Genomic DNA, 24,066 nt, shown 5'->3' on the forward strand with positions numbered 1-24,066 from the left:
ACCCGGCACAAACGGGCAGTTACGAGCGGTCGACGCTAAACGCCATCACTTCCGCCAGCGTTTCAGCCTGCAGCGCCAGCATCACCAGGCGGTCAACGCCCAGCGCGACGCCGGAGCAGTCCGGCAGGCCTGCTTTTAACGCTTCCAGCAAATTATGATCCACCGGCTGCTGCGGCAATCCGCGCGCGGCGCGCTTGCGGTTATCCTGCTCGAAGCGCTGCTGCTGCTCGCGGGCATCGGTCAGCTCATGGAAGCCGTTCGCCAGCTCAATCCCTTTAAAGTAGACCTCAAACCGCTCCGCGACGCGGTGATCTTCGGTGCTGATCTGCGCCAGCGCCGCCTGGCTGGCCGGGAAGTGGTAAACAAAGGTAGGACGATCTTTACCGATCTGCGGCTCAACACCCATGGCGAACAGCAGTTGCAGCAGGGTGTCGCGATCCTCTTCCGTATCGGCGATATTGCTCAGATCCAGCTTCGCCGCCACTTCACGCAGTTGCGCTTTATCCGCCGAAAGCGGATCGACCTCCAGGTAGCGCTGGAACGCCTGCTGATAGGAGAGCGACTCTGCGGCCGGGCACTCCAGCACCTGTTGCAGCAAATCATCCACCTCATTCATCAAACGGTACATGTCATAGTGCGGACGATACCATTCGAGCATGGTGAATTCAGGGTTGTGATGACGCCCCATCTCTTCATTACGAAAGCTGCGGCAGAGCTGGAAAACCGGGCCACAGCCCGCGGCCAGCAGGCGCTTCATATGGTATTCGGGGCTGGTCATCAGGTAGAGATTGATGCCCTGAGAGTGGCCGGGGCCAACAAAACGGGTTTCAAACGGGACCAGATGCACATCGGTCACCGTTGCCTGACTCATACAGGGCGTCTCCACCTCCAGTACGCCGCGATCGGCAAAGAAACGGCGAATTTCCGCCATAATTGCCGCGCGTTTCAATAAGTTGGGGATGGATGCGCTCGGCTGCCAGGTTGCCGTCTCGCTCATGGTTCTTTCTCCGATTTCTAACAAGGGCACGAAGTCTACCCGCATCGATCTGCTTAGACAAATTTTGCACAGATAATTTTCATAGCCCTCGTCAATAAATAGATATGAGCTATTTAGAGATGATATCGATCAAGCTGGAAGCCGTATCACGCGGAAGAACAGCAAAACACTCGAACACGTCAAATTTCCCCTCAGTCAATGCGGATATACTGCCCGCTACCCCAAAAGGAGCAGTGGACCTCTTCCGTAATGAAGGCAAGCGCACCTGGCTTATCGTTGCGGAACAACAATAATCTGGAGGAATGTCGTGCAAACCTTTCAAGCCGATATCGCTGTGATTGGCGCAGGCGGAGCAGGATTACGCACCGCGATTGCCGCGGCGCAGGCCCATCCCAACGCTAAAATCGCACTGATTTCAAAAGTCTATCCCATGCGCAGCCACACCGTTGCCGCCGAGGGTGGTTCCGCCGCCGTCGCCCAGGATCATGACAGCTTCGAATATCACTTCCACGATACCGTGGCGGGTGGTGACTGGCTTTGCGAACAGGATGTCGTCGACTACTTTGTCCATCACTGCCCCACGGAGATGACCCAGCTTGAACAGTGGGGCTGCCCGTGGAGCCGCCGCGAAGACGGCACGGTCAACGTGCGTCGCTTTGGCGGCATGAAGATCGAGCGCACCTGGTTCGCTGCCGATAAAACCGGCTTCCACATGCTGCATACGCTGTTTCAAACCTCGTTGCAGTTCCCGCAAATTCAGCGTTTCGACGAACATTTCGTGCTCGACATCCTGGTGGATGACAACCACGCGCGCGGCCTGGTCGCGATGAACATGATGGAAGGCACGCTGATCCAGATCCGCGCCAACGCGGTGGTGATGGCCACCGGCGGTGCGGGCCGCGTTTACCGCTATAACACCAACGGCGGCATCGTTACCGGCGACGGCATGGGAATGGCGCTGTCGCACGGCGTGCCGCTGCGCGATATGGAGTTTGTGCAGTATCACCCGACCGGCCTGCCCGGCTCCGGCATTCTGATGACGGAGGGCTGCCGCGGCGAAGGCGGTATCCTGGTGAACAAAAACGGCTATCGCTATTTGCAGGATTACGGCATGGGGCCGGAAACACCGCTCGGCGAGCCGAAAAACAAATATATGGAGCTTGGCCCGCGCGACAAAGTATCGCAGGCCTTCTGGCACGAGTGGCGCAAAGGCAACACCATCTCCACACCGCGCGGCGATGTAGTGCATCTCGATCTGCGCCACCTTGGCGAGAAGAAGATCAAAGAGCGCCTGCCCTTTATTTGCGAGCTGGCAAAAGCCTATGTCGGCGTCGATCCGATCAAAGAACCGATCCCGGTGCGCCCGACCGCGCACTACACTATGGGCGGCATTGAGACGGATCAGAATTGCGAATCGCGCATCGCCGGGCTGTTTGCCGTCGGTGAGTGCTCCTCGGTCGGCCTGCACGGTGCTAACCGTCTTGGCTCTAACTCGCTGGCGGAACTGGTGGTCTTTGGCCGCCTGGCGGGCGAACAGGCGGTTGAACGCGCCTCCACGGCCAGCCCGGCAAATGACGATGCGCTCAACGCTCAGGCCGCCGATGTTGAACAGCGTCTGAAGGCGCTGGTGAATCAGAACGGCACCGAGAGCTGGGCGAAAATCCGCGATGAGATGGGCGAATCGATGGAAGAGGGCTGTGGCATTTACCGTACGCCGGAGCTGATGCAGAAAACCGTCGATAAGCTTGCTGAGCTACAGGAGCGCTTCAAACGGGTACGCATCACCGACACCTCCAGCGTCTTCAACACCGATATTCTCTACACCCTTGAGCTGGGCCACGGCCTGAACGTTGCAGAATGTATGGCTCACTCGGCGCTGGCACGCAAAGAGTCGCGCGGTGCCCATCAGCGTCTCGACGAAGGCTGTACCGAGCGCGATGACGTTAACTTCCTCAAACATACGCTCGCGTTCCGCGAAGCGGACGGTACAACCCGCCTCGAGTACAGCGACGTGAAAATCACCACGCTGCCACCGGCGAAACGCGTTTACGGGGCAGAAGCGGAGTCGGGTGAGAAGAAGGAGACGAACAATGTCTGAGATGAAGAACCTGAAGATTGAAGTGGTGCGCTATAACCCGGAGGTCGACAACGCGCCGCACAGTGCCTTCTACGACGTGCCTTACGATGAAGCCACCTCGCTGCTCGATGCGCTGGGCTATATCAAAGATAACCTCGCACCCGATCTCAGCTATCGCTGGTCGTGCCGGATGGCGATTTGCGGCTCCTGCGGCATGATGGTCAACAAAGTGCCGAAGCTGGCCTGCAAAACCTTTCTGCGTGACTACACCAAAGGGTTGAAAGTCGAGGCGCTGGCCAACTTCCCGATTGAGCGCGATCTGGTGGTTGATATGACCCACTTTATCGAGAGCCTTGAGGCGATTAAGCCCTATATCATCGGCAATACGCGCACGCCGGATCAGGGGCCGGGCAAACAGACTCCGGCGCAGATGGCGAAGTATCACCAGTTCTCCGGCTGCATCAACTGCGGCCTCTGCTATGCCGCCTGCCCGCAGTTTGGCCTCAATCCGGAGTTTATCGGCCCGGCGGCGATTACGCTGGCGCACCGCTATAACCTCGACAGCCGCGACCACGGCAAACAAGAGCGCATGGCGCAACTCAACGGCCAGAACGGCGTGTGGAGTTGTACGTTTGTCGGTTACTGCTCGGAAGTCTGTCCGAAGCACGTCGACCCGGCCGCCGCCATTCAGCAGGGCAAGATTGAGAGTTCGAAAGACTTTCTTATCGCCACCCTGAAACCTCGCTAAGGAGTGCATGATGACGACTAAACGTAAGGCCTGGGTTCGCCCCATGCCGTCAAGCTGGTGGAAAACCCTGCCGTTTTATCGCTTCTATATGCTGCGCGAAGGGACGGCGATCCCGGCGGTGTGGTTCAGCCTTGAGCTGCTGTATGGCCTTTTCGCGCTGAAAAACGGGCCGGAGAGCTGGATGGGCTTTGTCGCTTTCCTGCAAAACCCGGTGGTGCTGCTGCTCAACCTGATCGCACTGGCGGCCGCGCTGTTGCATACCAAAACCTGGTTCGATCTGGCACCAAAAGCGTCGCTGATCATTGTGAAAGGCGAAAAAATGGGGCCAGAGCCGGTGGTAAAAGGGCTATGGGTGGTGGCTACCGTGGTCACGGTGGTTGTGCTGTTTATCGCCCTGTTCTGGTGAGGAATTGATAATGATTAACCCAAATCCAAAACGTTCTGACGAACCGATGTTCTGGGGGCTGTTTGGCGCAGGCGGTATGTGGAGCGCCATCTTCGCGCCGGTGATGATCCTGCTGGTCGGCCTGCTGCTGCCGCTCGGTCTCTTCCCCGGCGAGGCGCTGAACTACGAGCGCGTTATCGCCTTTGCCCAAAGCTTCATTGGCCGCGCCTTTCTCTTCTTAATGATTGTGCTGCCGGTCTGGTGCGGTCTGCACCGCATCCACCACATGATGCACGATTTGAAAGTGCATCTGCCCCAGGGCAAATGGATTTTCTACGGCCTCGCGGCGATTATTAGTGTCGTTGCGTTAGTCGGCGTAATTTTCCTGTAAAACCTGTCGCTCTCCTGCATGCGCAGGAGAGCAAATTTCCCGCCATCTTCTACACTTACGTAAAAGCCAGGAGGGAGAATACCATGCGTTTACTGCCTATCTTCGCAGCGGTCACCGCTGCTTTTTTAGTCACGGCCTGCAGCACGCCCACACCGCCAAAAGGCGTTACCGTGGTGCAGAATTTCGATACGCAACGCTACTTAGGGAAATGGTACGAGATCGCCCGCTTCGATCACCGCTTTGAGAGCGGTCTGGAGCGCGTCACCGCGACCTACAGCCTGCGCGACGATGGCGGCTTAACCGTTATCAACCGGGGTTATAACCCGGATCGCGGCAAATGGCAGGAGTCGGTCGGGAAAGCCTACTTCACCGGCGATCCGCGCACCGCGTCGCTGAAGGTCTCATTCTTTGGCCCGTTCTATGGCGGCTACAACATCATCTCGCTGGATAAAGAGTATCGCCATGCGCTGATTTGCGGCCCGGATCGCGACTATCTGTGGATCCTCTCCCGCACGCCGACCATTTCGGCCGACGTGAAAGAGAAGATGCTGGCAGACGCGACCCGCCAGGGCTTCGAAGTGAACAAGCTAATCTGGGTCGATCAGCCCCATTAATGGGCGCTGATTTTTAAGCCAATAATTCCGGCCACAATCAAACAGAGGCTAACGATACGCGCCAGGCTTGCGGACTCGCCGAGTAATACAATCCCGGCGATCGCCGCGCCAACGGCGCCAATGCCGGTCCAGACCGCATAAGCGGTACCGACCGGCAGGGTTTTCATTGCCCATGAAAGCAGCACGACGCTAATAAGCATCGCCACGACGGTAATAATACTGGGAGTGATGCGGGTAAAACCGTGGGTATATTTCAGGCCGATAGCCCAGACGACTTCAAGAAGACCGGCGATGACGAGAATAAACCAGGACATGGTTGGCTCCAGTACGGGGCCGTCCCCGAATAATAAGTGACGCTGTCGGGTCGTCCCGCCAGCCAGGTGATGAGTGTCAGATTTTCCCTTCTTTACCTGAGGATTTCAACCCCACAAACCCCCATTCAGTTTCAGGAAGTTAAAGCAAGAAATAGCCCCTCTTCGCAGCGGAATTCAGGCATTTATTCATCATATCCAGCGAATATGATGAATCGCTTTCCTGGATTCAGAAAGCCGTGCGCCCTACTCTGACTGCGAAGAAAAATATGTTCAAAATGCTTGTGATTGACCGCTGTTACTTCACCCGTTCAGGGATGGAATCCTGGCTCAATCAAACCGATCTGTTTCCCGCCTCTTTCCTTGTCACCGCTCTGCATAATTTGATGCTGGCGAAAGAGCATATTGTCCAGTGGCAGCCGGATCTGGTGATTATTGATTTACACAGCTTTAAAGATGAAATTCATCATATTCAACAACTTGCTTCGCTCTTCTCGGTATGTGGTGCATCCTGCCAGGTGATGCTGCTGGAGTCGGGCTATGACACACAGCTGTCGGCGTTTTGCGCGCAATTTCCGATTGCGGCGATCCTGCAAAAGACGGATCCGCTGGAAAAAGTGGCGCAGGCCATTGATAACATGATGCAGGCGCGCCCGGTCAGGCAGTCACGGCGAGTCGTGACGCCGCTGTTAACGCGTCAGGAAGAGAAAGTATTAACCCTGTGGATGGAAGGCAGAGATAACGCGGCAATCGCAGCAAACATGCGGATCAACGGGAAAACCGTTTATACCTACAAAAGAAACATTCGTATGAAGTTGGGGATGGGAAACCGCTTTACGCCGTTTTTGTCGCTCCCAGAGGCAAACTAACGGTACGGCACAGGCCGTACCGGCAGTCATCACTGTTGTGCTTTGGTCGCAGCGCCAGAAATTGCGCTACCGCCATCGGAGATATCTTCGCCGACGCCACGGGTGGTGTTACACGCCGTCAGCACGGATGAAAGAACCAGTACAGAAAAGATCGCAACAAATGTCTTCTTAACCATAATATCTTCCTTTTATTGTCAATATCGTTTGTGTATAGCCACTTAAGCATAGACAAATTCCCGAAAAGCGACGGGAAAAAAGCGGATTTTTAAGACGAGAGGAAGTTATTAACTGGCGGCGTGCGAAATGATATGACCAAGCGTCTGCACATCTTCGCCGATACCGCGCGCGGTATTGCAGCCTGCGAGCAGTGCGCAGCTGATAAGCAGCAGTGAGAGGAGTTTTGCGAGACGTTGCATTATCCGGGCCTCAACGAACCCGCGACGCAGCAGAGCGCTACGTCGCGGTTGCGCGCATTACTTCACGCGAGATACGTATTCGCCGGAGCGGGTATCGACTTTAATCACTTCGCCAACCTGTACGAACAGCGGCACTTTAACCACAGCGCCGGTGCTCAGGGTAGCCGGTTTACCGCCAGTACCTGCGGTATCACCTTTCAGACCCGGATCGGTATCAACGATTTCCAGTTCAACGAAGTTCGGCGGCGTGACGGAGATCGGCTGGCCGTTCCACAGAGTCACGATGCACTCTGCCTGATCCAGCAGCCATTTTTCGCTGTCGCCAATCGCTTTTTTATCAGCAGAGAGCTGTTCAAAGGTTTCGTTGTTCATGAAGTGCCAGAACTCACCGTCGTTGTAGAGGTAAGTCAGGTTCATATCCACAACGTCCGCGCCTTCAGCCGAGTCGGTAGACTTGAAGGTTTTCTCAACGCGGGTACCGGTCAGCAGACGACGCAGTTTAACGCGTGCGAACGCCTGGCCTTTGCCCGGTTTCACGAATTCGCTGGCCTCAACCGCGTACGGTTCGCCGTCCATCATGATTTTAAGACCGGCACGAAAATCGTTGCTATAGTAAGTCGCCATAAGGCCCTCTGAAATTGTTAACTGGTAGCTTAGCCAAAAAAATGGCACACATTGTAACCCTAAAATCCCCTTCCAGAGAAGATTGGTTATTGCAACTTGCCGATGTAATCACCGATCCCGATGAACTGCTACATATTTTAAATATAGAACCTGATGAAGCACTGCTGCGCGGACGCGAAGCAAAGCGGCTTTTCCCGCTGCGGGTGCCGCGGGCGTTTGTCGCGCGCATGCGCAAAGGCGATGTTAACGATCCGCTTTTGCGTCAGGTACTTACCACCAGCGAAGAGTTCATCTCAGCACCGGGTTACAGCACCGATCCGCTGGATGAGCAGAGCAGCGTGGTGCCTGGTCTGCTGCACAAATACCGTAACCGCGCGCTGCTGCTGGTCAAGGGCGGCTGTGCGGTAAATTGTCGCTACTGTTTCCGTCGCCACTTCCCGTATGCCGATAACCAGGGCAACAAGCGGAACTGGCAGGGCGCGCTGGATTATATCGCCGCGCACCCTGAGCTGGATGAGATCATTTTTTCCGGCGGCGATCCGCTGATGGCAAAAGATCACGAGCTTGAGTGGTTGATCGCCCAGCTGGAAGCCATTCCACACCTTAAACGCCTGCGCATTCATAGTCGCCTGCCGATTGTGATCCCGGCGCGCATCACCGACACGCTGGTTGCCCGCTTCGCCCGCTCCTCGCTGCAAATTTTGCTGGTGAACCATATCAACCACGCGCAGGAGATTGGCGACGATTTCCGCGCGGCAATGGCGCAGCTGCGCCAGGCGGGCGTCACGCTGCTCAACCAGAGCGTGCTGCTGCGCGGCGTGAATGACAATGCGCAGACGCTGGCGGATCTCAGCAACGCCTTATTCGACGCGGGCGTGCTGCCTTACTATCTGCATGTGCTGGATCGGGTAGAGGGCGCGGCGCACTTTATGGTGAGCGATGAAACGGCGCGGGAGATTATGCGTGAGTTACTGACGCTGGTGTCGGGGTATATGGTGCCGAAGCTGGCGCGGGAGATTGGCGGTGAGCCGAGTAAAACGCCGCTGGATCTACAACTGCGTCAACAGTAAAAAAAAAGCACGGTCGCGAAATACGCAACGCGACCGTGAAAAAGCGCTTGCACGGGAAACAAGCGCGTGTCGGAACTTTAAAATGTCTCCCAGCCCTCATCGCTGCCGCCGGCAGGTGCCAGATGCGCACGCTGTACGGGTGCTTTCACGGAGCTGGCGCTGGCGCGAGTCGGCTGCTGGCCCGGTAAACGGAACACATCCACCAGCTGCTGCAGTTTCGTGGCCTGCTCTTCAAGGCTACCCGCTGCCGCCGAGGACTCCTGTACCAGCGAGGCGTTCTGCTGGGTCGTGGTATCCATTTCAGACATCGCCTGCGCAATCTGACCGATGCCACGGTTCTGCTCATCAGAGGCAGCGGCGATCTCCTGCATCAAATCCTTCACCTGCATGACGGAGTTAACGATGCCGCTCATGGTTTCGCCAGCCAGATCCACCTGACGGGAACCCTCCTGCACATAGTTCACCGATTCGCTGATCAGCGTTTCAATCTCTTTGGCTGCCTGCGCGCTGCGCTGGGCCAGTGAGCGAACTTCGCCCGCTACCACCGCAAATCCGCGGCCCTGATCCCCTGCCCTTGCCGCTTCTACTGCCGCGTTCAGTGCGAGGATGTTGGTCTGGAAAGCGATGCCGTTAATCACCGAGGTGATTTCAGAGATGCGTTTTGAGCTCTCCATAATGTCTTTCATGCGGTTTACCGCCACGCTGACTACGTTGCCGCCCTGTGCAGCGGTATCGGAAGCGGTAATCGCCAGTTGGCTCGCCTGATGGGCGTTCTCGGCGTTCTGTTTCACCGTCGAGCTAAGCTCTTCCATGCTGGCGGCTGTTTCAACCACTGCCGCCGACTGCTGTTCAGTACGTGCTGAGAGTTCGTTATTGCCTAACGCAATCTCATTCGCTGCCGTATTCACCGAGCTAGAGGCGGCGCGCACCATCTTCAGCGATTCAGAGACACGCTCGACCAGCAGGTTAAACGCCGCGACCGCACGGCCAATCTCATCCATACGCCCGGTTGTCAGCGCCTGGCTCAGATCCAGTTTCTCGCTTATATTTTCCATGCCATCGCGCATATCGTTAAGGCGACGCTTGATGTTAAGCACGGTAAAGAGACCAAACAGACCGAGAACCAGCGTCGCGACCAGCGTGGCGGAAACGGATAAAACCATCGAGCGATTAATTAAGCTGGAGTTAGCAGAGACAGCGTCATTTACCAGCTTGCCGTTATAAGCAACCTGATCGGTAAAGTCGTTAGTTAATATGGCAATACTTTCGGCAACCGGCCCGCCTTTACGCATAGCCTGAATAATGGCAGCCCGGTCATTACCTTCTGAGACTTTAAAAAATTGATCCATCACTGCGCGAAACTTTTCTAAATCGCCCAGCGTTTTATTCGACATTTCCTGATCGTGTTGATCGGAAACGAGATCTTTAATGTAACCCTGGTGCATGGCGTAAACGTCGTCATACAACTTTAATGCGTTCTGTTTGATTTCCGCCATCCCGGCAGGTTCCTCAGTCAGACCGTGAATGAAGAGCTGGCCGCGAATCGTCAGCACTTTCAGCATCTCTTTGTTCATCATGTCCAGGCTGGGTAAGGTATTTTCTTTAAAGTTCGTTTGCGACTCACCCAGTTTCGATAAAGAAAATATCGCAATCAGGTTTGTGCCGATAAGGCTAAAAATCAGTAATGAGAAAGCGAGTAACAATCTCTTTGTAATATTCATTGGTAACTCCCGACACTTCATGCAAGAAATAGTATTGTTTTTTCACACTCCCTCGCGTTTCGTCCTGAAGTGAATATCGGCAGCGAAAATTATTACTTTATCTCGATATATCCTCTTTTTTAAAAAAAGATAGAATTCGCAGAAATATAATTAAAAAAATCATCAAGCTTAAGAAAACTTAATATTCAGAGAGGCTAAATTTAATTAGCAGGAAAATTATAATCCTCTTATTTACAAGCAGAGAATAAATAACAGCGATGGGAAAAATATCAGTTCTTTCAGCGCGCCCGCCATCACTGGCGGGCAGAAGGGAAAAATCAGTTAGGGCACTTGTAAACCTGAGCGTTCATTTCGCTGGCGGTCGGCACAAAGCTCGACAGCACGCCCTGCGTCGGGCTGCTTACGTTGTAAAGCACATTACCGCCCATAGCGGCGGCCTGGTTGCGCAGAGCATTTGCCGCGCCGCGCATTGAGCCGCCCTCTTCGCCATGCTGGCCAGAGAGCCAGTTGCTCTGCTTACCGCTGGCGGTGCCGAGATACTGGCACTGTGCGGCCGGTTTATCTTCTACAAAACGCACGTTCTGGCCGCCTGCGGTGAGATCATTACTGCTGCTGCAACCCGCCAACAGAAACGCTGCGCCAACCATTCCCGCCAAATATTTTACCGACATGTTATTCCCCGTAATCAATGAGCTGGACGCGGTTCGTCCGTGTCTAAACCTTATACTAAAAAGATGACTAAAAGAAAAACGCCGCCATCGCAGGTCAGATAAATCAGCGAAAATAGCAAAAAAGCCCCGCCGTGATGGCCGGGGCTTAAGTACAGCATTAGCAACGATTTATGTTACTGCCAGTAAAAAGCGTATTGATTGGCACGACATCGACGGTCCCGTCCTGGGCGACAACGAACTTCACAATCGCCCAGACACGGTTACTGAGATACCCGTTGGCATTAACAGATTCCCAGTCATAGGAGCGACCATCAGCAAGATAGAGCTTCACTTTCGCACCGCTTATATCGTTATGGTCGGTCGAATAACGGTAAACCGCGTAGCAGTAATTTCCAGGATGCATTCGGTTGATGGTAATCGTTTCCGGGCCATAGCCCTGCGTATTATCCACATCCAGTTCCGCATCTGCTCCTGCTGGCTTACGGGAGGAGTACTGGACATGAGCAGTACTGTTACCTACCGGCACAAACAGGTGCGAATCGAGATCTTTCGGCCTGGCATCCCAGGTCAACACCATACGCGCCGCCTTACCGTTAAGCAGCGGGGAGAGCACAAAGTTTTTTGTGTAATCAGTGACGCCCAGCAGACTCGCCACTAAGTCCGTTTCCAGCGTGATATAGCCCGCCAGACTCGCCTCCACAAAGTAATCTCCTTGTTTAAGCGTCAGGGAGTATTTACCGCTACTGTCCGACACTATGGTGTGAAGCGGTTGCGCATCGCCCTGCGAACGGAAGATCTTCACCGTGACACCCGAAATCGCGATGCCGGTAACGGCGTTTATAGTGGTGCCATGCACCAGCACTGGCGGCAGGGTAAAGCTCACCTTCTTGTTGGCATTGACATGGCTCGCGTTACTGAGCGATGCGGCGACCTGGACGTTTATCGCCTCAGCGCGCGTACTGAGCAGCGTCCCCACGGCGACACCGGCGCTGTCGGTTACACTCTGGCTGGTGATAGTGACATCTGACCCTTTATCCTGCGCCCAGTTAACCGTTACCCCGCCGATCGCGTTGCCGTTCGCATCCTCAACCGTTGCCCTGAAGTCAAAGCTGTCGGTGCCGTTGGCATCTTTCTCTATCGCCGGGCCATCCAGCACAACGCTGGCGATAGCCGCCGTTGTGACATCACCAGTGAAGTTAACCGACTTGCTGGCGTAAGTTGTGCCTACGGCGGCCGTCACGGTGTAGCTGCCTGCGCGCAGGCTGGTGACGCTGGTACTCACTTTGCCATCGTCATCGGTTACCCCCTGGGCCGTGGTCAGTGCCGCCCCGGTGCTGACGGTAAATTTCACCAGCATGCCGCTCAGGATGTTCCCGCTGGCATCTTTCACAATGGCAGTGAGGTTATTCATGGCGTTGCCATCCGCCACTGCGTTATTGGTATCAACCAGCAGATGGGCGTCGTCGATACGCGCCGTCGCGGTGTCAGCTACGAAGAGAGTAGACTTGCTGATAGTTGAGCCGTTTACCGTGGCATTTACCGTATAGACCCCGGCGGTACTGCTCACCACCGTCGTGCTCACTTTGCCATCTGCGCCCGTAAGACCGGCACTCGCCGCCAGCGTTGCCCCAGAACTGACGCTGAATCTGACCGCCACACCGGAGAGCGGGTTGTCATAAGCATCCACCACCGTCGCGGTCACACCGTTTGTAGCCCTGCCATTAGCCGCTGCACCATCGGGCGAGATTACTAAATTTTCATCAGGCAGCTGCGCGGAATTGCCATCCGGGAGAAAAGTCGTGGTCAACCTCGCCGAATGGGAAGTGCCCACCAGATTCGCAGCGGCATTAAAGCTCCCCGCCCTGCGGCTGGTTAACGCCGTTTGCGCTTCCCCTTGTGCGTCCGTGACAGCCTGCGCTGGGGAGACTTTCACCGGGCTATCGGGCACAAACTGGATCGCCATGCCGGGAATCGGGTTGCCGAGCGCATCCGCAACTCTAACCTGCATCATGTTGATGTCGTTGCCATTGGCGAGGGCATTTTGCGCCACGCTGCTCTGCACAAAGTGCGCCGTTGCGCGGTCAACCTCAAAGGTCACCGTTTTACTGAGTGAGAGATTGTTAGCATTCGCCGTGACGGTGGATATCCCCGCGCGAGTATGGGTCAGCGACAGCATCGCCTGCCCTTGCGCATCCGTCAGCACCGGGCTGCCTTCCACCAGCGTGGCACCGTTGTCTGCCGAAAACATCACTGGGTAACTGGCCAGCGGGTTGCCGTAGCGGTCAGTGACCGTGGCGCGAAGTTTGTTGGTTTGCACGCCGTTTGCCACCGCGTTATCAGCGAGTACGGTAAGCTCGGTGAGCCGCGCTGACGCGACATCGGCAATAAACTCGACTCGCGCGCTACGTTCATTACCGTTACGCAAAGCGGCGGTCAAAACACCATTGCCGACCACCCGGCTTCGCAGTTGTACCGCTGCGATCCCCTGGTTATTGGTGTCGACCTCCAGCCACTCTTTATCAGAGGCATGATCGGTAAAGAGGGTCGCCGCCGACACATTGTTATTGTCAGTCAGCTGTGACACGCGAAATGCCACGCGCTGTCCAACAAGCGGCTGCCTGTCACGGTTCACAATTCTGGCTTTTACCGTAAAGGCGTGCTGATTATCAGCGATCTGCGCCGCGTCAGGGGTGAGCGTGAGCTGATCCACCACAACACTTGAGCGCATCACGTGGAGAGTAGTTGTCACCGGCTCAGAGCGATTGCCTTTTTCATCTACGCCGATGGCGGTTAAAACATAATCCTGCGACGCACTGGCTGCCCGGTTGTGGCTGGGAGCATACGCCGGAACCTGCACCTCCAGCGCCGTCATTGACGGTTGGCTGAAGCTGCCACCATTGACGCTGAAATTCGCCGATGCCTGCCATTCAATACGCTTCAGCCCATATTTCGCTTTTGCCACCGTCACAGGAATAGAGAGCGTCGTACCCGCCTCAACCGTATAGTGCTGCGGAATGGAAAGCGCCACCAACAGCTGCTTTCGGTACTGCATCACAATGTTGTAGTTACGAGCCACCAATGCATATTTGCTTCCCATCAGGCTACGCTGGATTTCCAGATTATCGGCATCGAGCTGACGCCACAGCGGCACGCCGAGGCGATAGTTCATCGACAGATCAAAGCGGGTGTCACGGGTGTCTCCAAATGAGCGCTCTCCGGAGAGCGTTAACAGCGGAAAGGGCGAGTAGTTCAGCCCCAACGTTAACGCCCAGGGATCGTTTTTCAGATCTCCGCTACTGGTCAGCGCGATATTTTTGCCAAAGTAGCGCTCATACTTTACCGAGCCGCCCCACTGGGGTTGCGATGGCAACCAACCATCAAGACGAAGATCAAATCCGTTCGCCGGGCGTTCGTCGTGATCTTTCATCTTTTCAATCGTCGAGGGGTGCCAGTCCGTAAGACGGTGATAGGCGTTCGCCGACAGTTTCAGGAAATTCCCCCACGCTTCGCCACCAATCCCTAAACGGGCGTTTTTGCCCGTGTAGTCGTAGTCATAGAAGGTATTGACGCCGTACATCCAGGCATCGATCTGCTGGCGATAGCCAAGACCAATATTGGTAATGTTGCGTTCATCATTTTTACGCAGCCCCAGTTGACCGAATAGCAGTTGATCCTCGGTATCATGCAGGGGTAAAAGCACATCGCCGCCAATGTTGCCGTCGCTATCCAGCGTGGCATTCACCGTGCCTTTTTGCCCCACCCAGTCCTGAAGCTGCTGGTTAATCAACCCACCACCTACGCTGCGAGCGAAATCAGCAGACGCTTTCCCGACATTTTCCGACATCAGTAATTGACCGGTCTGCGCAACTTTCGGTGCCAGCCACGCATCGGCTGCGGCAGGTTCAACTGCCTCCTCCGTCTGCATATCGAGCGTCGGCAAAGGCGGGTTATTTTGCGCCGGGGGTGCAACCGTCGGTGAAAGGGTGTGGGATAACATTCTGGGCTCGCTAATGAGCGCCTGTAGCCCGGCCATCGTTTCATCCATGCTGCGATAATCGGCATATTCTTTTGCCTGTGCCGCAGGAGTGAAGGAGAAAAAGAGTGGGCTGAATAACTGGAGCGCGATAATTACCCACGCGGTACCACGCTTCCAGCCGGGAAGTTGTCTGGTTTTCATTATTAAGTCATCAAGGAAAAAAGACGAAAAAGCCGTTTTTAAAAACGGCATTCAAAATAAAAACTGGCGATGCCTCTGTCAGATGCTGGCAAGGTTTCGCATCTTTTCTTTAACGATTTGGTAACTCGTGTAGTGCGCCTTCGCACACAGGGTATCCAGCTTGAGATCGAGCTGCATGGTGTAGATCTCTTTCGCCTCTTTACCCATGATGTTTTTATTAATGTTCAGAAACTTGTAGCCTTCGCCTATTTTTGAGTAATCATCAGAGTAATTTTTATAGGTCGACGTATCAGTGCCGCGAATGAAGTTAAATTTGTCGATACAGGCGTTGTTAGTTGATGCAATAACGATCCCATCGAAAAAGGGTGATTTGCGCTCCGCCGCCGCGCCTTGTGGCGCGCTGACGTTACTGGCGCTGAGTGCCGAAACGCTCTCTTTTGGGCTGTTTTTATTACCCGCACAAGCTGAGAGGAGAAATACGCACGCGCTGCTTAATATAATGGCATTTAAATTGTTCATTTTATTTTTTCCCTTAAAATTTAACCATTAAAAAAATATCAGGCTTTAAACGTGCGAATGCCGTGAGGATATTCCCACTCACACATCACACGCACCTAATAAGGTTGTATAATAAATTCGCAATTTAGCTTTAAGCTATTTATATCGGAATATTGGATACAAACAAGATAATTTATCGTTATATAAGCCACTTTCAGCGCAACGCATAATTATTATAAGAAAAATAATAACAAAATCCCGCCCCTTCGCTGAGAATTGTCTGGTAAATTGTCGGGATGCGTCTCTTAAAACAGAAAAAAAGCGGCTTTATTTATTGACAATATAGGTAGCATGGACAATATGGTTACATTTTTTAAGCAGCCTCATCATTCTGAATAGAGTGATTTAATTAACAGGTTAAAGTAAGTATTAATTAATTTCTTTATTACAGAAGCATCTAACTTTTTCTTTTTAATTTATTCCATGACCGACGGCATCATGAAAGGTATCAATATGCTCTTTATTATAGATAAGGAAATCTATTTCAGACCCGCCGATGGCGCGATATGGGGCGCGGGCACTGAAAATGAAAAACGGTTTTTAACCCTCGCCGGCAGCCGCTTACTGCTCTTTTTTATCGAGCATCGCGGCGAGATCGTGACCCGCGATGCGATCTTTCAGGCGGTCTGGGAGCGGTATGGTTTGCACTCCACCAATAACACGCTCAACCAGTACATCTCACTGCTGCGCAGAACGATGACGGACTTTGGCTTAGGCGCGCAGGTGATTAAAACCATCCCCAAAACCGGCTTTATATTCAGCCGCGATATCTCCGTTATCGCCGTCACGGAAAATCGTGACGTGGCAGTACCAGCGCCAGCGGCTGCACCAGTACCAGCCGCGCCTGACTCAATGATTGCGCGTAAACAGTACGGCGCGCTGGCGCTGCTGGTGCTGTTTTTGCTCTGCACCTTTATGCTCTTTGGTCTGTGGCAGAGCCGTACCCTCAGCGCGCCGCTGCCTGAATTTGGCAAAAGCGTCGTGACGTTCACCCAGTGCGATTTTATGCCGGCGGAGAGCGAGGAGGAGTCCCGGTTGCTTGCGTCGAGTGACAAACTCAAATTTATGACGCTGGTAGACGATCTGGCCGTTGAGCAGGAAGCAACCCGCGATAAAGCCCCGCAGGCCTGCCCGGCCAACTCGCCTGCGGGCTGAAACGCAGGCAAAAAAAAGAGCGGGCATTAAGCCCGCTCCTCTTCGTTGAACCCGCGCCCGGTTTTGCGGGCACGTGTCCGGCAGCAATTACATCATGCCGCCCATACCGCCCATGCCACCCATACCGCCAGCAGCACCTAAATCAGGCGCGTCGCTTTTCGGCAGATCGGTAACCATGCACTCGGTAGTGATCATCAGACCGGCTACGGATGCCGCGTACTGCAGTGCAGAACGGGTCACTTTAGTCGGATCCAGGATACCCATGTCGATCATGTTGCCGTACTCTTCGGTCGCTGCGTTGTAACCGTAGTTACCGTCGCCCGCTTTAACCATGTTCGCAACAACAGACGGCTCTTCGCCGCAGTTCAGCACGATCTGACGCAGCGGAGCTTCCATTGCGCGCAGCGCAACTTTGATACCCACGTTCTGGTCTTCGTTCTGACCTTTCAGCTCAGCCAGTTTGCTGGCTACGCGAATCAGCGCCACGCCACCACCGGCAACCACGCCCTCTTCAACGGCAGCACGGGTTGCGTGCAGCGCATCTTCAACGCGGGCTTTCTTCTCTTTCATCTCAACTTCGGTCGCAGCGCCAACTTTGATTACCGCAACGCCGCCTGCCAGTTTCGCTACGCGCTCCTGCAGTTTTTCACGGTCGTAATCGGAAGTAGCTTCTTCGATCTGCTGACGAATCTGCGTTACGCGACCCTGAATAGCGGTCTCTTCACCCACGCCATCGATGATGGTGGTGGTGTCTTTGTTGATGACAACGCGTTTCGCCTGACCCAGATCTTCCAGGGTCGCTTTTTCCAGCTCCATACCGATCTCTTCAGAGATAACGGTACCGGCAGTCAGGGTTGCGATATCCTGCAGCATTGCTTTACGACGGTCGCCGAAGCCCGGTGCTTTCACCGCAGCCACTTTCACGATGCCGCGCATGGTGTTAACCACCAGGGTCGCCAGCGCTTCGCCTTCCACATCTTCAGCGATGATCAGCAGCGGTTTGCCTGCTTTAGCAACGGCTTCGAGAACCGGCAGCATTTCGCGGATGTTGGAGATTTTCTTATCAGCCAGCAGGATGAACGGGCTTTCCAGCTCTACTGCGCCAGTTTCCGGCTTGTTGATGAAGTAAGGGGAGAGGTAGCCACGGTCGAACTGCATACCTTCAACCACGTCCAGTTCGTCCTGCAGACCGGTACCGTCTTCAACGGTGATCACGCCTTCTTTACCGACTTTATCCATCGCTTCAGCGATCAGTTTACCTACGGTTTCGTCGGAGTTAGCGGAGATGGTACCAACCTGAGCGATAGCTTTAGAGTCAGAGCACGGTACGGAGAGCGCTTTCAACTCTTCAACGGCAGAAGCGACAGCTTTGTCGATACCGCGTTTCAGATCCATCGGGTTCATGCCCGCAGCAACGGCTTTCAGACCTTCAGTGATGATGGACTGTGCCAGAACGGTCGCGGTGGTGGTACCGTCGCCCGCAGCGTCGTTCGCTTTGGAGGCAACTTCTTTCACCATCTGCGCGCCCATGTTTTCGAACTTGTCTTCCAGTTCGATTTCACGTGCTACGGAAACACCATCTTTGGTGATGGTCGGTGCACCGAAAGATTTATCCAGAACCACATTACGGCCTTTCGGACCGAGGGTAACTTTCACTGCATCTGCCAGAACATTTACGCCGCGCAGCATTTTTACACGAGCGTCGTTACCGAATTTTACGTCTTTAGCTGCCATTTTCTGTATTCCTTAAATTCGTTCAGGTTCGTTCGCGCGCGTTGTTACGCTTCAACAATTGCCAGAATGTCGCTTTCGGACATAATCAGCACTTCTTCGTTGTCGATCTTCTCAGCCTTCACACCGTAACCATCGTTGAAAATCACGATATCGCCCACTTTCACGTCCAGCGGCTGAACAGTACCGTTTTCCAGGATGCGGCCCTTACCGACAGCGATGATTTCGCCACGAGTTGATTTGCCTGCCGCAGAACCGGTCAGAACGATACCGCCAGCAGATTTAGACTCAACTTCCTTACGTTTGACGATCACACGATCATGTAACGGACGAATACTCATTTGATAGCTCTCCTTTGAGAAAGTCTTTATCAGTTATGGTGAGGCCGGGTCCATGCGGTTATCCGGCTGGTGACCTGAGAGATGGGGTTAGGCCTCTCCCCCTTCAAGGGGTAAAACAAAAAAAATTTTCGAAAATGCAATCGACTGCCCCCTCCCTTTCCTGGCAGGGAACGGCGAGCCATAAGTAAAACAGCTTGTGCTACCATCGACGCTCCCGATAAGAGACAAACAGAAAAAAATGAGCGGATTAAAACAAGAGCTGGGGCTGGCGCAGGGCGTTGGATTACTCTCTACCTCGTTACTGGGCACCGGGGTCTTCGCCGTTCCGGCGCTGGCGGCTCTGGCCGCTGGTAACAGCAGCCTGTGGGCGTGGCCGTTACTCATCGTGCTGGTGTTCCCGGTGGCGATTGTCTTTGCCATTCTCGGACGTCACTTCCCCAGCGCAGGCGGCGTCGCCCACTTTGTCGGCATGGCGTTTGGTCCGCGTTTGCAGCGGGTGACCGGCTGGCTGTTTCTCTCGGTGATCCCGGTTGGGCTGCCTGCGGCCCTGCATATCGCCGCCGGTTTCTGGCAGGGGCTCTTTGGCTGGCAGGGGCCGATGCTGCTGATGGCAGAGCTGATGACGCTGGCGCTGATCTGGCTTATCGGTACGCGCGGAGCGGGATCCAGCGCCAACCTGCAATCGATTATCGCCGGGCTGATCGTTGCTCTGCTGGTCGCCATCTGGTGGCGCGGCGGCATTACGCTGCGCGATATCCCCTTCCCACCGCTCGGCGACGTTTCCCTCTCTGAGATGTCCGCTTCATTAGCGGTGATGTTCTGGTGTTTTGTCGGGCTGGAGGCGTTCGCCCATCTCGCCTCGGAGTTCAAAAACCCGGAGCGGGATTTCCCCCGTGCGCTGATGATTGGCCTGCTGCTGGCAGGCACCGTCTACTGGGCCTGTACCGTGGCGGTGCTGAAGTTCGATCTCTGGCATCACCTGGGCGCAGCGGCCTCGCTGCCGGTGATTGTCGTCGATCTCTTTGGTAAGCAGGCGCTGTGGGTGGCCTGCATTATTGGCTATCTCGCCTGTTTCGCCAGCCTCAATATCTATATTCAGAGCTTCGCGCGGCTGGTGTGGTCGCAGGCGGCCTACAAACCCGACAGCGCGCTGGCAAAACTCTCGGCGCGCCAGCTGCCGCTTAATGCTCTCAACGCGGTGATTCTCTGCTGCGTGGCCTGCACGCTGGCGATTTACGCCTTCAATATCAATCTCGACACGCTGATCATCTACGCCAACGGGATTTTTATCATGATCTACCTGCTCTGCATGCTGGCGGGGTGCCGCTTGCTGAAAGGGCGCTATAAGGCGCTGGCGGCGTTGGGAAGCGTGCTCTGCCTGCTGTTGCTGATCATTCCAGGCTGGAAGAGTTTGTATGCGGTGGTGATGCTGGCGGCGCTGTGGCTCTTTTTACCGAAGCGGCGCACGACAACGGTTCGTTCTGTGTCGGAATAAAAAAATGCCCGGCAAGGCCGGGCAGCGGAGCTTAACGATCGTCTTTATGATCCAGACGGTTGTTGGGGTCATCTTTACGCTGATATTCGCCTTCAAAGGTGTCGCCACCGCCAAACCCGGCGCCCGCGCCCGGCCCGCGCGAAAAGCGCAGGTGCGGCATCAGCTTGAGGGTGATCAGTTTTTGCACCGGCGGCACCAGCAGCAGCAGGCCGAGGAAGTCGGTAAAGAAACCGGGCAGCAGCAGCAACAGGCCAGCGATCACCAGCGACACGCTCTTGATCATCTCGGCCGCCGGGCTTTCACCCGCCGCCATCTTCTGCTGCATCGCCATCAGGTTTTTAAAGCCCTGGTTGCGCACCAGCGACATGCCGATAACCGAGGTGAAGAGCACCAGAATGAGGGTCATCAGCACGCCAAAGACGTGAGCCACCTGGATGAAGATCGAAATTTCGATGTAAACGTATAAGAAAAAAGCAATAAACGGTATCCAGCGCACTGGCTTCTCCTGTAAACGAGCAACGGTCATCTCACCGTTGCTAAAATGAGTCTGCGAAATCGCATAGGGATGAGATGGTGGCAAAGCTGAAAAATTCAATTTCCCCGGTGGTGTAAAGTTTTGTTTGTTACGCAGCGGTGACTTATTTCACATATTGGTAATTATGATGGGTCCAGTAAGATAATAAGTGATCCCGATTACGGCAATTCGCCCGCGCCAGCATATAATTTCACTCTTCTGGCCGATTGAGGGAATAATCGTCGGTCGAAAAAGACACATAACCACATAAATATTGTGTGATTGGTGTATTCATTCGTAGCTTGAAAAAGAAGGTTCACATGTTAAACAACATTCGTATCGAAGAAGACTTGTTAGGTACCAGGGAAGTGCCAGCGGATGCCTACTACGGCGTGCATACTCTGAGAGCGATTGAAAACTTTTATATCAGCAACAACAAGATCAGCGACATCCCTGAGTTTGTTCGTGGCATGGTGATGGTGAAGAAAGCCGCAGCGCTGGCGAACAAAGAGCTGCAAACCATCCCTAAAAGTATTGCTAACGCTATTGTTGCCGCATGTGATGAGGTGCTGAACAACGGCAAATGCATGGACCAGTTCCCGGTTGACGTCTATCAGGGCGGCGCGGGTACCTCTGTGAACATGAACACCAACGAGGTGCTGGCAAACATCGGCCTTGAGCTGATGGGCCACCAGAAAGGGGAGTATCAGTTCCTCAACCCGAACGATCATGTCAACAAATGCCAGTCCACCAACGATGCCTACCCGACCGGGTTCCGCATCGCGGTCTACACCTCGGTGGTCAAACTGATCGACGCCATCAAACAGCTTGGCGAAGGCTTTGAAAACAAAGCGGTGGAGTTCAAAGATATCCTGAAAATGGGTCGTACCCAGCTGCAGGATGCGGTGCCGATGACCCTCGGCCAGGAGTTCCATGCCTTTAACGTGCTGCTGAATGAAGAGACCAAAAACCTGCTGCGTACCGCGGAACTGCTGCTCGAAGTGAACCTCGGCGCAACGGCTATCGGTACCCGCCTCAACACGCCGGATGGCTACCAGCAACTCGCCGTGCAGAAGCTGGCGGAAGTGAGCAACCTGCCGGTAGTCGCCGCAGAAGATCTGATCGAAGCGACCTCCGACTGCGGTGCCTATGTAATGGTGCACAGCTCGCTGAAACGCCTGGCGGTAAAACTGTCGAAAATCTGTAACGACCTGCGCCTGCTCTCCTCCGGGCCGCGCGCCGGGCTGAACGAGATTAACCTGCCGGAACTGCAGGCGGGCTCCTCTATCATGCCGGCCAAAGTGAACCCGGTTGTGCCGGAAGTGGTAAACCAGGTCTGCTTTAAAGTGATCGGTAACGACATCACCGTCACCATGGCTTCCGAAGCGGGTCAGTTGCAGCTGAACGTGATGGAGCCGGTGATTGGCCAGGCGATGTTCGAGTCGATCCACATCCTGACCAACGCCTGCTACAACCTGCTGGAAAAATGCATTAACGGCATCACCGCCAACAAAGAGGTGTGTGAAAGCTACGTCTATAACTCCATCGGTATCGTTACCTACCTCAACCCGTTTATCGGCCACCACAATGGCGATATCGTCGGCAAGATCTGCGCCGAAACCGGAAAGAGCGTGCGTGAAGTGGTACTCGAGCGCGGATTGCTGACGGAAACGGAGCTGGATGATATCTTCTCTGCCCAGAACCTGATGCACCCGGCCTATAAAGCGAAACGCTATACCGATGAAAGCGAACAGTAACCTCCCCCCAGGTTAAAAAATATGAAAGGCACGTCCTCCGCGACGTGCCTTTTTCTTTTGGGTGGTTACTTACCAATAACAATTTCATATCACTTGGAAAACAAGGAAGCCCACTATGTTTGCTGCAGAGCTTGTCCTCGTCTTACTTGCCATCTATCTTGGCGCCAGGCTCGGGGGGATCGGCATTGGCTTTGCCGGTGGCCTCGGGGTGCTGGTGCTGACGCTCTTCTTTCAAATTAAACCCGGCGCCATCCCGTTTGACGTCATCGAGATCATCATGGCGGTCATCGCCGCGATTGCCGCCATGCAGGTGGCAGGCGGGATGGATTATTTAGTCAGCCTCGCCGAGCGCCTGCTGCGCCGCCATCCGAAGTACATCACCTTTCTCGCCCCGCTGGTCACCTGGTTTATGACCATTCTGGCGGGTACCGGCCACACAGCCTTCTCCACGCTGCCGGTGATCACCGAAGTGGCAAAAGAGCAGGGCATCCGCCCCTCGCGCCCGCTCTCTATCGCCGTGGTAGCGTCACAAATCGCCATTACCGCCTCGCCCATCTCTGCGGCGGTGGTCTTCTTTGCCGGTATTCTTGAGCCGCTGGGCGTCAGCTACCTGACGCTGCTGGCGATCTGTATTCCCGTCACGCTGATTGCCGTGATGCTGACCGCCATTGTCTGTAACTTCCTCGGCTGCGAGCTGAAGGACGATCCGGTCTACCAGGAGCGGCTGGCGAAAGGGGAAGTGAAGCTGCGCGGCGAGCAGGTGTTTGCCCTGAAGCCCCACGCCAAACGTTCGGTGATGCTCTTTCTGGTCGGTATTATCGCCGTCATGCTCTACGCCACCGCCATCAGCCCGACGGTGGGGCTTATTGCCAACCCGGTGCTGCCGCGTAACGAAGCGATTGTGGTGTTTATGCTGACTATCGCTACGCTTATCTGCCTGAGCTGCAAAGTCGATACCGGCGAGATCCTCAACGCTGGCACCTTTAAATCCGGCATGAGCGCCTGTATCTGCGTGCTCGGCGTGGCGTGGCTCGGCGATACTTTCGTCAAACACCATATTGAAGATATCCAGATGGTGGCGGGCGATCTGCTGCACAGCTACCCGTGGCTGCTGGCGGTGGTGCTCTTCTTCGCTGCGACCCTGCTCTACTCGCAGGCGGCGACCACCAAAGCGCTGATGCCTGCCGCGCTGCTGCTTGGCGTCTCACCGCTGACCGCCGTGGCTTCCTTTGCCGCCGTGTCGGCGCTGTTTGTGCTGCCGACCTACCCGACGCTGCTGGCGGCAGTCGAGATGGATGACACCGGTTCAACGCGCATCGGCAAATTCGTCTTTAACCACCCCTTCCTGATCCCCGGCGTGATCGCCATCGCGCTCTGCGTGGTGCTCGGCTTTATCTTCGGCACTATCTTGTTGTAAAAGTCTATAAATCGGGCTGCCCGGCGG

Annotated in this window: 23 protein-coding genes; 11 read left to right on the forward strand and 12 right to left on the reverse strand. The window is 54.8% G+C overall.

Features of this window, described 5'->3' with window-relative positions:
• Nucleotides 1–19: 19 nt before the first annotated feature.
• The gene (gene epmA / locus EH164_RS20230; RefSeq protein ID WP_124970451.1) at nucleotides 20–997 is read right to left on the reverse strand and encodes an elongation factor P--(R)-beta-lysine ligase; all 978 of its coding nucleotides are present in this window, start codon (nucleotides 995–997) and stop codon (nucleotides 20–22) included.
• A gap of 307 nt (nucleotides 998–1,304) precedes the next feature.
• Between epmA and frdA the strand changes: the two genes are divergently transcribed.
• From frdA to EH164_RS20255, 5 genes are all read left to right on the forward strand, one after another.
• Nucleotides 1,305–3,095, forward strand: a complete 1,791-nt coding sequence (gene frdA, locus EH164_RS20235) for a fumarate reductase (quinol) flavoprotein subunit (protein WP_023478379.1) — start codon at nucleotides 1,305–1,307, stop codon at nucleotides 3,093–3,095.
• Nucleotides 3,088–3,822 carry a succinate dehydrogenase/fumarate reductase iron-sulfur subunit gene (locus tag EH164_RS20240; protein WP_054803043.1) on the forward strand — a complete coding sequence of 245 codons (735 nt, stop codon included), beginning with the start codon at nucleotides 3,088–3,090 and terminating at the stop codon, nucleotides 3,820–3,822. The genes frdA and EH164_RS20240 overlap by 8 nt, the downstream gene beginning before the upstream one ends.
• Nucleotides 3,823–3,832: 10 nt before the next feature.
• Nucleotides 3,833–4,228 (forward strand): fumarate reductase subunit FrdC, encoded by a 396-nt coding sequence (gene frdC, locus EH164_RS20245; RefSeq protein WP_124971623.1) that lies wholly within the window; start codon nucleotides 3,833–3,835, stop codon nucleotides 4,226–4,228.
• Between the two features lie 10 nt (nucleotides 4,229–4,238).
• A complete protein-coding gene (frdD, locus tag EH164_RS20250) occupies nucleotides 4,239–4,598 on the forward strand; it encodes a fumarate reductase subunit FrdD (RefSeq protein ID WP_124970454.1) in 360 nt (119 codons plus the stop codon).
• An 83-nt stretch (nucleotides 4,599–4,681) separates the two neighbouring features.
• Nucleotides 4,682–5,212 (forward strand): lipocalin family protein, encoded by a 531-nt coding sequence (locus EH164_RS20255; protein WP_124970457.1) that lies wholly within the window; start codon nucleotides 4,682–4,684, stop codon nucleotides 5,210–5,212.
• On the opposite strand, the gene sugE is transcribed toward EH164_RS20255, so the two are convergent.
• Nucleotides 5,209–5,526 carry a quaternary ammonium compound efflux SMR transporter SugE gene (sugE, locus tag EH164_RS20260; protein ID WP_023478475.1) on the reverse strand — a complete coding sequence of 106 codons (318 nt, stop codon included), beginning with the start codon at nucleotides 5,524–5,526 and terminating at the stop codon, nucleotides 5,209–5,211. The genes EH164_RS20255 and sugE overlap by 4 nt on opposite strands.
• Nucleotides 5,527–5,792: 266 nt before the next feature.
• Between sugE and EH164_RS20265 the strand changes: the two genes are divergently transcribed.
• The gene (locus EH164_RS20265; protein ID WP_124970461.1) at nucleotides 5,793–6,392 is read left to right on the forward strand and encodes a LuxR C-terminal-related transcriptional regulator; all 600 of its coding nucleotides are present in this window, start codon (nucleotides 5,793–5,795) and stop codon (nucleotides 6,390–6,392) included.
• Between the two features lie 29 nt (nucleotides 6,393–6,421).
• Here EH164_RS20265 and ecnB read toward each other — a convergent pair whose 3' ends face one another.
• The 3 genes from ecnB to efp all read right to left on the reverse strand — a co-directional run bounded on the left by ecnB (nucleotide 6,422) and on the right by efp (nucleotide 7,432).
• Nucleotides 6,422–6,568, reverse strand: a complete 147-nt coding sequence (gene ecnB, locus EH164_RS20270; RefSeq protein ID WP_023478333.1) for a lipoprotein toxin entericidin B — start codon at nucleotides 6,566–6,568, stop codon at nucleotides 6,422–6,424.
• 108 nt (nucleotides 6,569–6,676) lie between these two features.
• The gene (locus EH164_RS20275) at nucleotides 6,677–6,808 is read right to left on the reverse strand and encodes an entericidin A/B family lipoprotein (protein WP_034811937.1); all 132 of its coding nucleotides are present in this window, start codon (nucleotides 6,806–6,808) and stop codon (nucleotides 6,677–6,679) included.
• Nucleotides 6,809–6,865: 57 nt separating this feature from the next.
• Entirely contained in the window at nucleotides 6,866–7,432 is a 567-nt protein-coding gene (efp, locus tag EH164_RS20280) for an elongation factor P (RefSeq protein ID WP_023478480.1), read from the reverse strand.
• Between the two features lie 41 nt (nucleotides 7,433–7,473).
• Between efp and epmB the strand changes: the two genes are divergently transcribed.
• The gene (gene epmB / locus EH164_RS20285; RefSeq protein ID WP_054803047.1) at nucleotides 7,474–8,502 is read left to right on the forward strand and encodes an EF-P beta-lysylation protein EpmB; all 1,029 of its coding nucleotides are present in this window, start codon (nucleotides 7,474–7,476) and stop codon (nucleotides 8,500–8,502) included.
• Between the two features lie 77 nt (nucleotides 8,503–8,579).
• Here the strand turns inward: epmB and EH164_RS20290 are convergent, their stop codons facing one another.
• From EH164_RS20290 to EH164_RS20305, 4 genes are all read right to left on the reverse strand, one after another.
• Complete coding sequence (locus tag EH164_RS20290) at nucleotides 8,580–10,223, reverse strand: methyl-accepting chemotaxis protein (RefSeq protein WP_124970464.1); 1,644 nt, start codon at nucleotides 10,221–10,223, stop codon at nucleotides 8,580–8,582.
• Between the two features lie 317 nt (nucleotides 10,224–10,540).
• Nucleotides 10,541–10,894 (reverse strand): DUF4156 domain-containing protein, encoded by a 354-nt coding sequence (locus EH164_RS20295; protein ID WP_023478338.1) that lies wholly within the window; start codon nucleotides 10,892–10,894, stop codon nucleotides 10,541–10,543.
• Nucleotides 10,895–11,051: 157 nt separating this feature from the next.
• A complete protein-coding gene (locus tag EH164_RS20300; RefSeq protein ID WP_164483630.1) occupies nucleotides 11,052–15,071 on the reverse strand; it encodes an Ig-like domain-containing protein in 4,020 nt (1,339 codons plus the stop codon).
• A gap of 78 nt (nucleotides 15,072–15,149) precedes the next feature.
• Nucleotides 15,150–15,590: a hypothetical protein gene (locus EH164_RS20305; RefSeq protein WP_124970470.1), complete on the reverse strand. Its 441-nt coding sequence runs from the start codon at nucleotides 15,588–15,590 to the stop codon at nucleotides 15,150–15,152.
• A 492-nt stretch (nucleotides 15,591–16,082) separates the two neighbouring features.
• Between EH164_RS20305 and EH164_RS20310 the strand changes: the two genes are divergently transcribed.
• Nucleotides 16,083–16,784, forward strand: a complete 702-nt coding sequence (locus tag EH164_RS20310; protein WP_164483631.1) for a winged helix-turn-helix domain-containing protein — start codon at nucleotides 16,083–16,085, stop codon at nucleotides 16,782–16,784.
• Nucleotides 16,785–16,871: 87 nt separating this feature from the next.
• Here EH164_RS20310 and groL read toward each other — a convergent pair whose 3' ends face one another.
• Together groL and EH164_RS20320 are read right to left on the reverse strand one after the other, a co-directional pair.
• Nucleotides 16,872–18,518 carry a chaperonin GroEL gene (gene groL / locus EH164_RS20315; RefSeq protein ID WP_023478547.1) on the reverse strand — a complete coding sequence of 549 codons (1,647 nt, stop codon included), beginning with the start codon at nucleotides 18,516–18,518 and terminating at the stop codon, nucleotides 16,872–16,874.
• 44 nt (nucleotides 18,519–18,562) lie between these two features.
• Nucleotides 18,563–18,856, reverse strand: coding sequence for a co-chaperone GroES (locus EH164_RS20320; protein ID WP_007372708.1), 294 nt, complete (start codon nucleotides 18,854–18,856; stop codon nucleotides 18,563–18,565).
• Nucleotides 18,857–19,094: 238 nt separating this feature from the next.
• On the opposite strand from EH164_RS20320, the gene yjeH reads away from it, so the two are divergent.
• Nucleotides 19,095–20,351 (forward strand): L-methionine/branched-chain amino acid transporter, encoded by a 1,257-nt coding sequence (gene yjeH / locus EH164_RS20325; protein WP_124970476.1) that lies wholly within the window; start codon nucleotides 19,095–19,097, stop codon nucleotides 20,349–20,351.
• A 31-nt stretch (nucleotides 20,352–20,382) separates the two neighbouring features.
• On the opposite strand, the gene EH164_RS20330 is transcribed toward yjeH, so the two are convergent.
• Nucleotides 20,383–20,847 carry an FxsA family protein gene (locus EH164_RS20330; RefSeq protein ID WP_042718491.1) on the reverse strand — a complete coding sequence of 155 codons (465 nt, stop codon included), beginning with the start codon at nucleotides 20,845–20,847 and terminating at the stop codon, nucleotides 20,383–20,385.
• 338 nt (nucleotides 20,848–21,185) lie between these two features.
• Here EH164_RS20330 and aspA point away from each other — a divergent pair, with 338 nt between their 5' ends.
• Together aspA and EH164_RS20340 are read left to right on the forward strand one after the other, a co-directional pair.
• Nucleotides 21,186–22,622: an aspartate ammonia-lyase gene (gene aspA, locus EH164_RS20335; RefSeq protein ID WP_023478344.1), complete on the forward strand. Its 1,437-nt coding sequence runs from the start codon at nucleotides 21,186–21,188 to the stop codon at nucleotides 22,620–22,622.
• 115 nt (nucleotides 22,623–22,737) lie between these two features.
• Entirely contained in the window at nucleotides 22,738–24,039 is a 1,302-nt protein-coding gene (locus EH164_RS20340) for an anaerobic C4-dicarboxylate transporter (protein ID WP_076769014.1), read from the forward strand.
• Nucleotides 24,040–24,066 lie beyond the last annotated feature (27 nt).

Source organism: Kosakonia sp. CCTCC M2018092 (genome assembly GCF_003864115.1).
Classification (GTDB): Bacteria; Pseudomonadota; Gammaproteobacteria; order Enterobacterales; family Enterobacteriaceae; genus Kosakonia; species Kosakonia cowanii.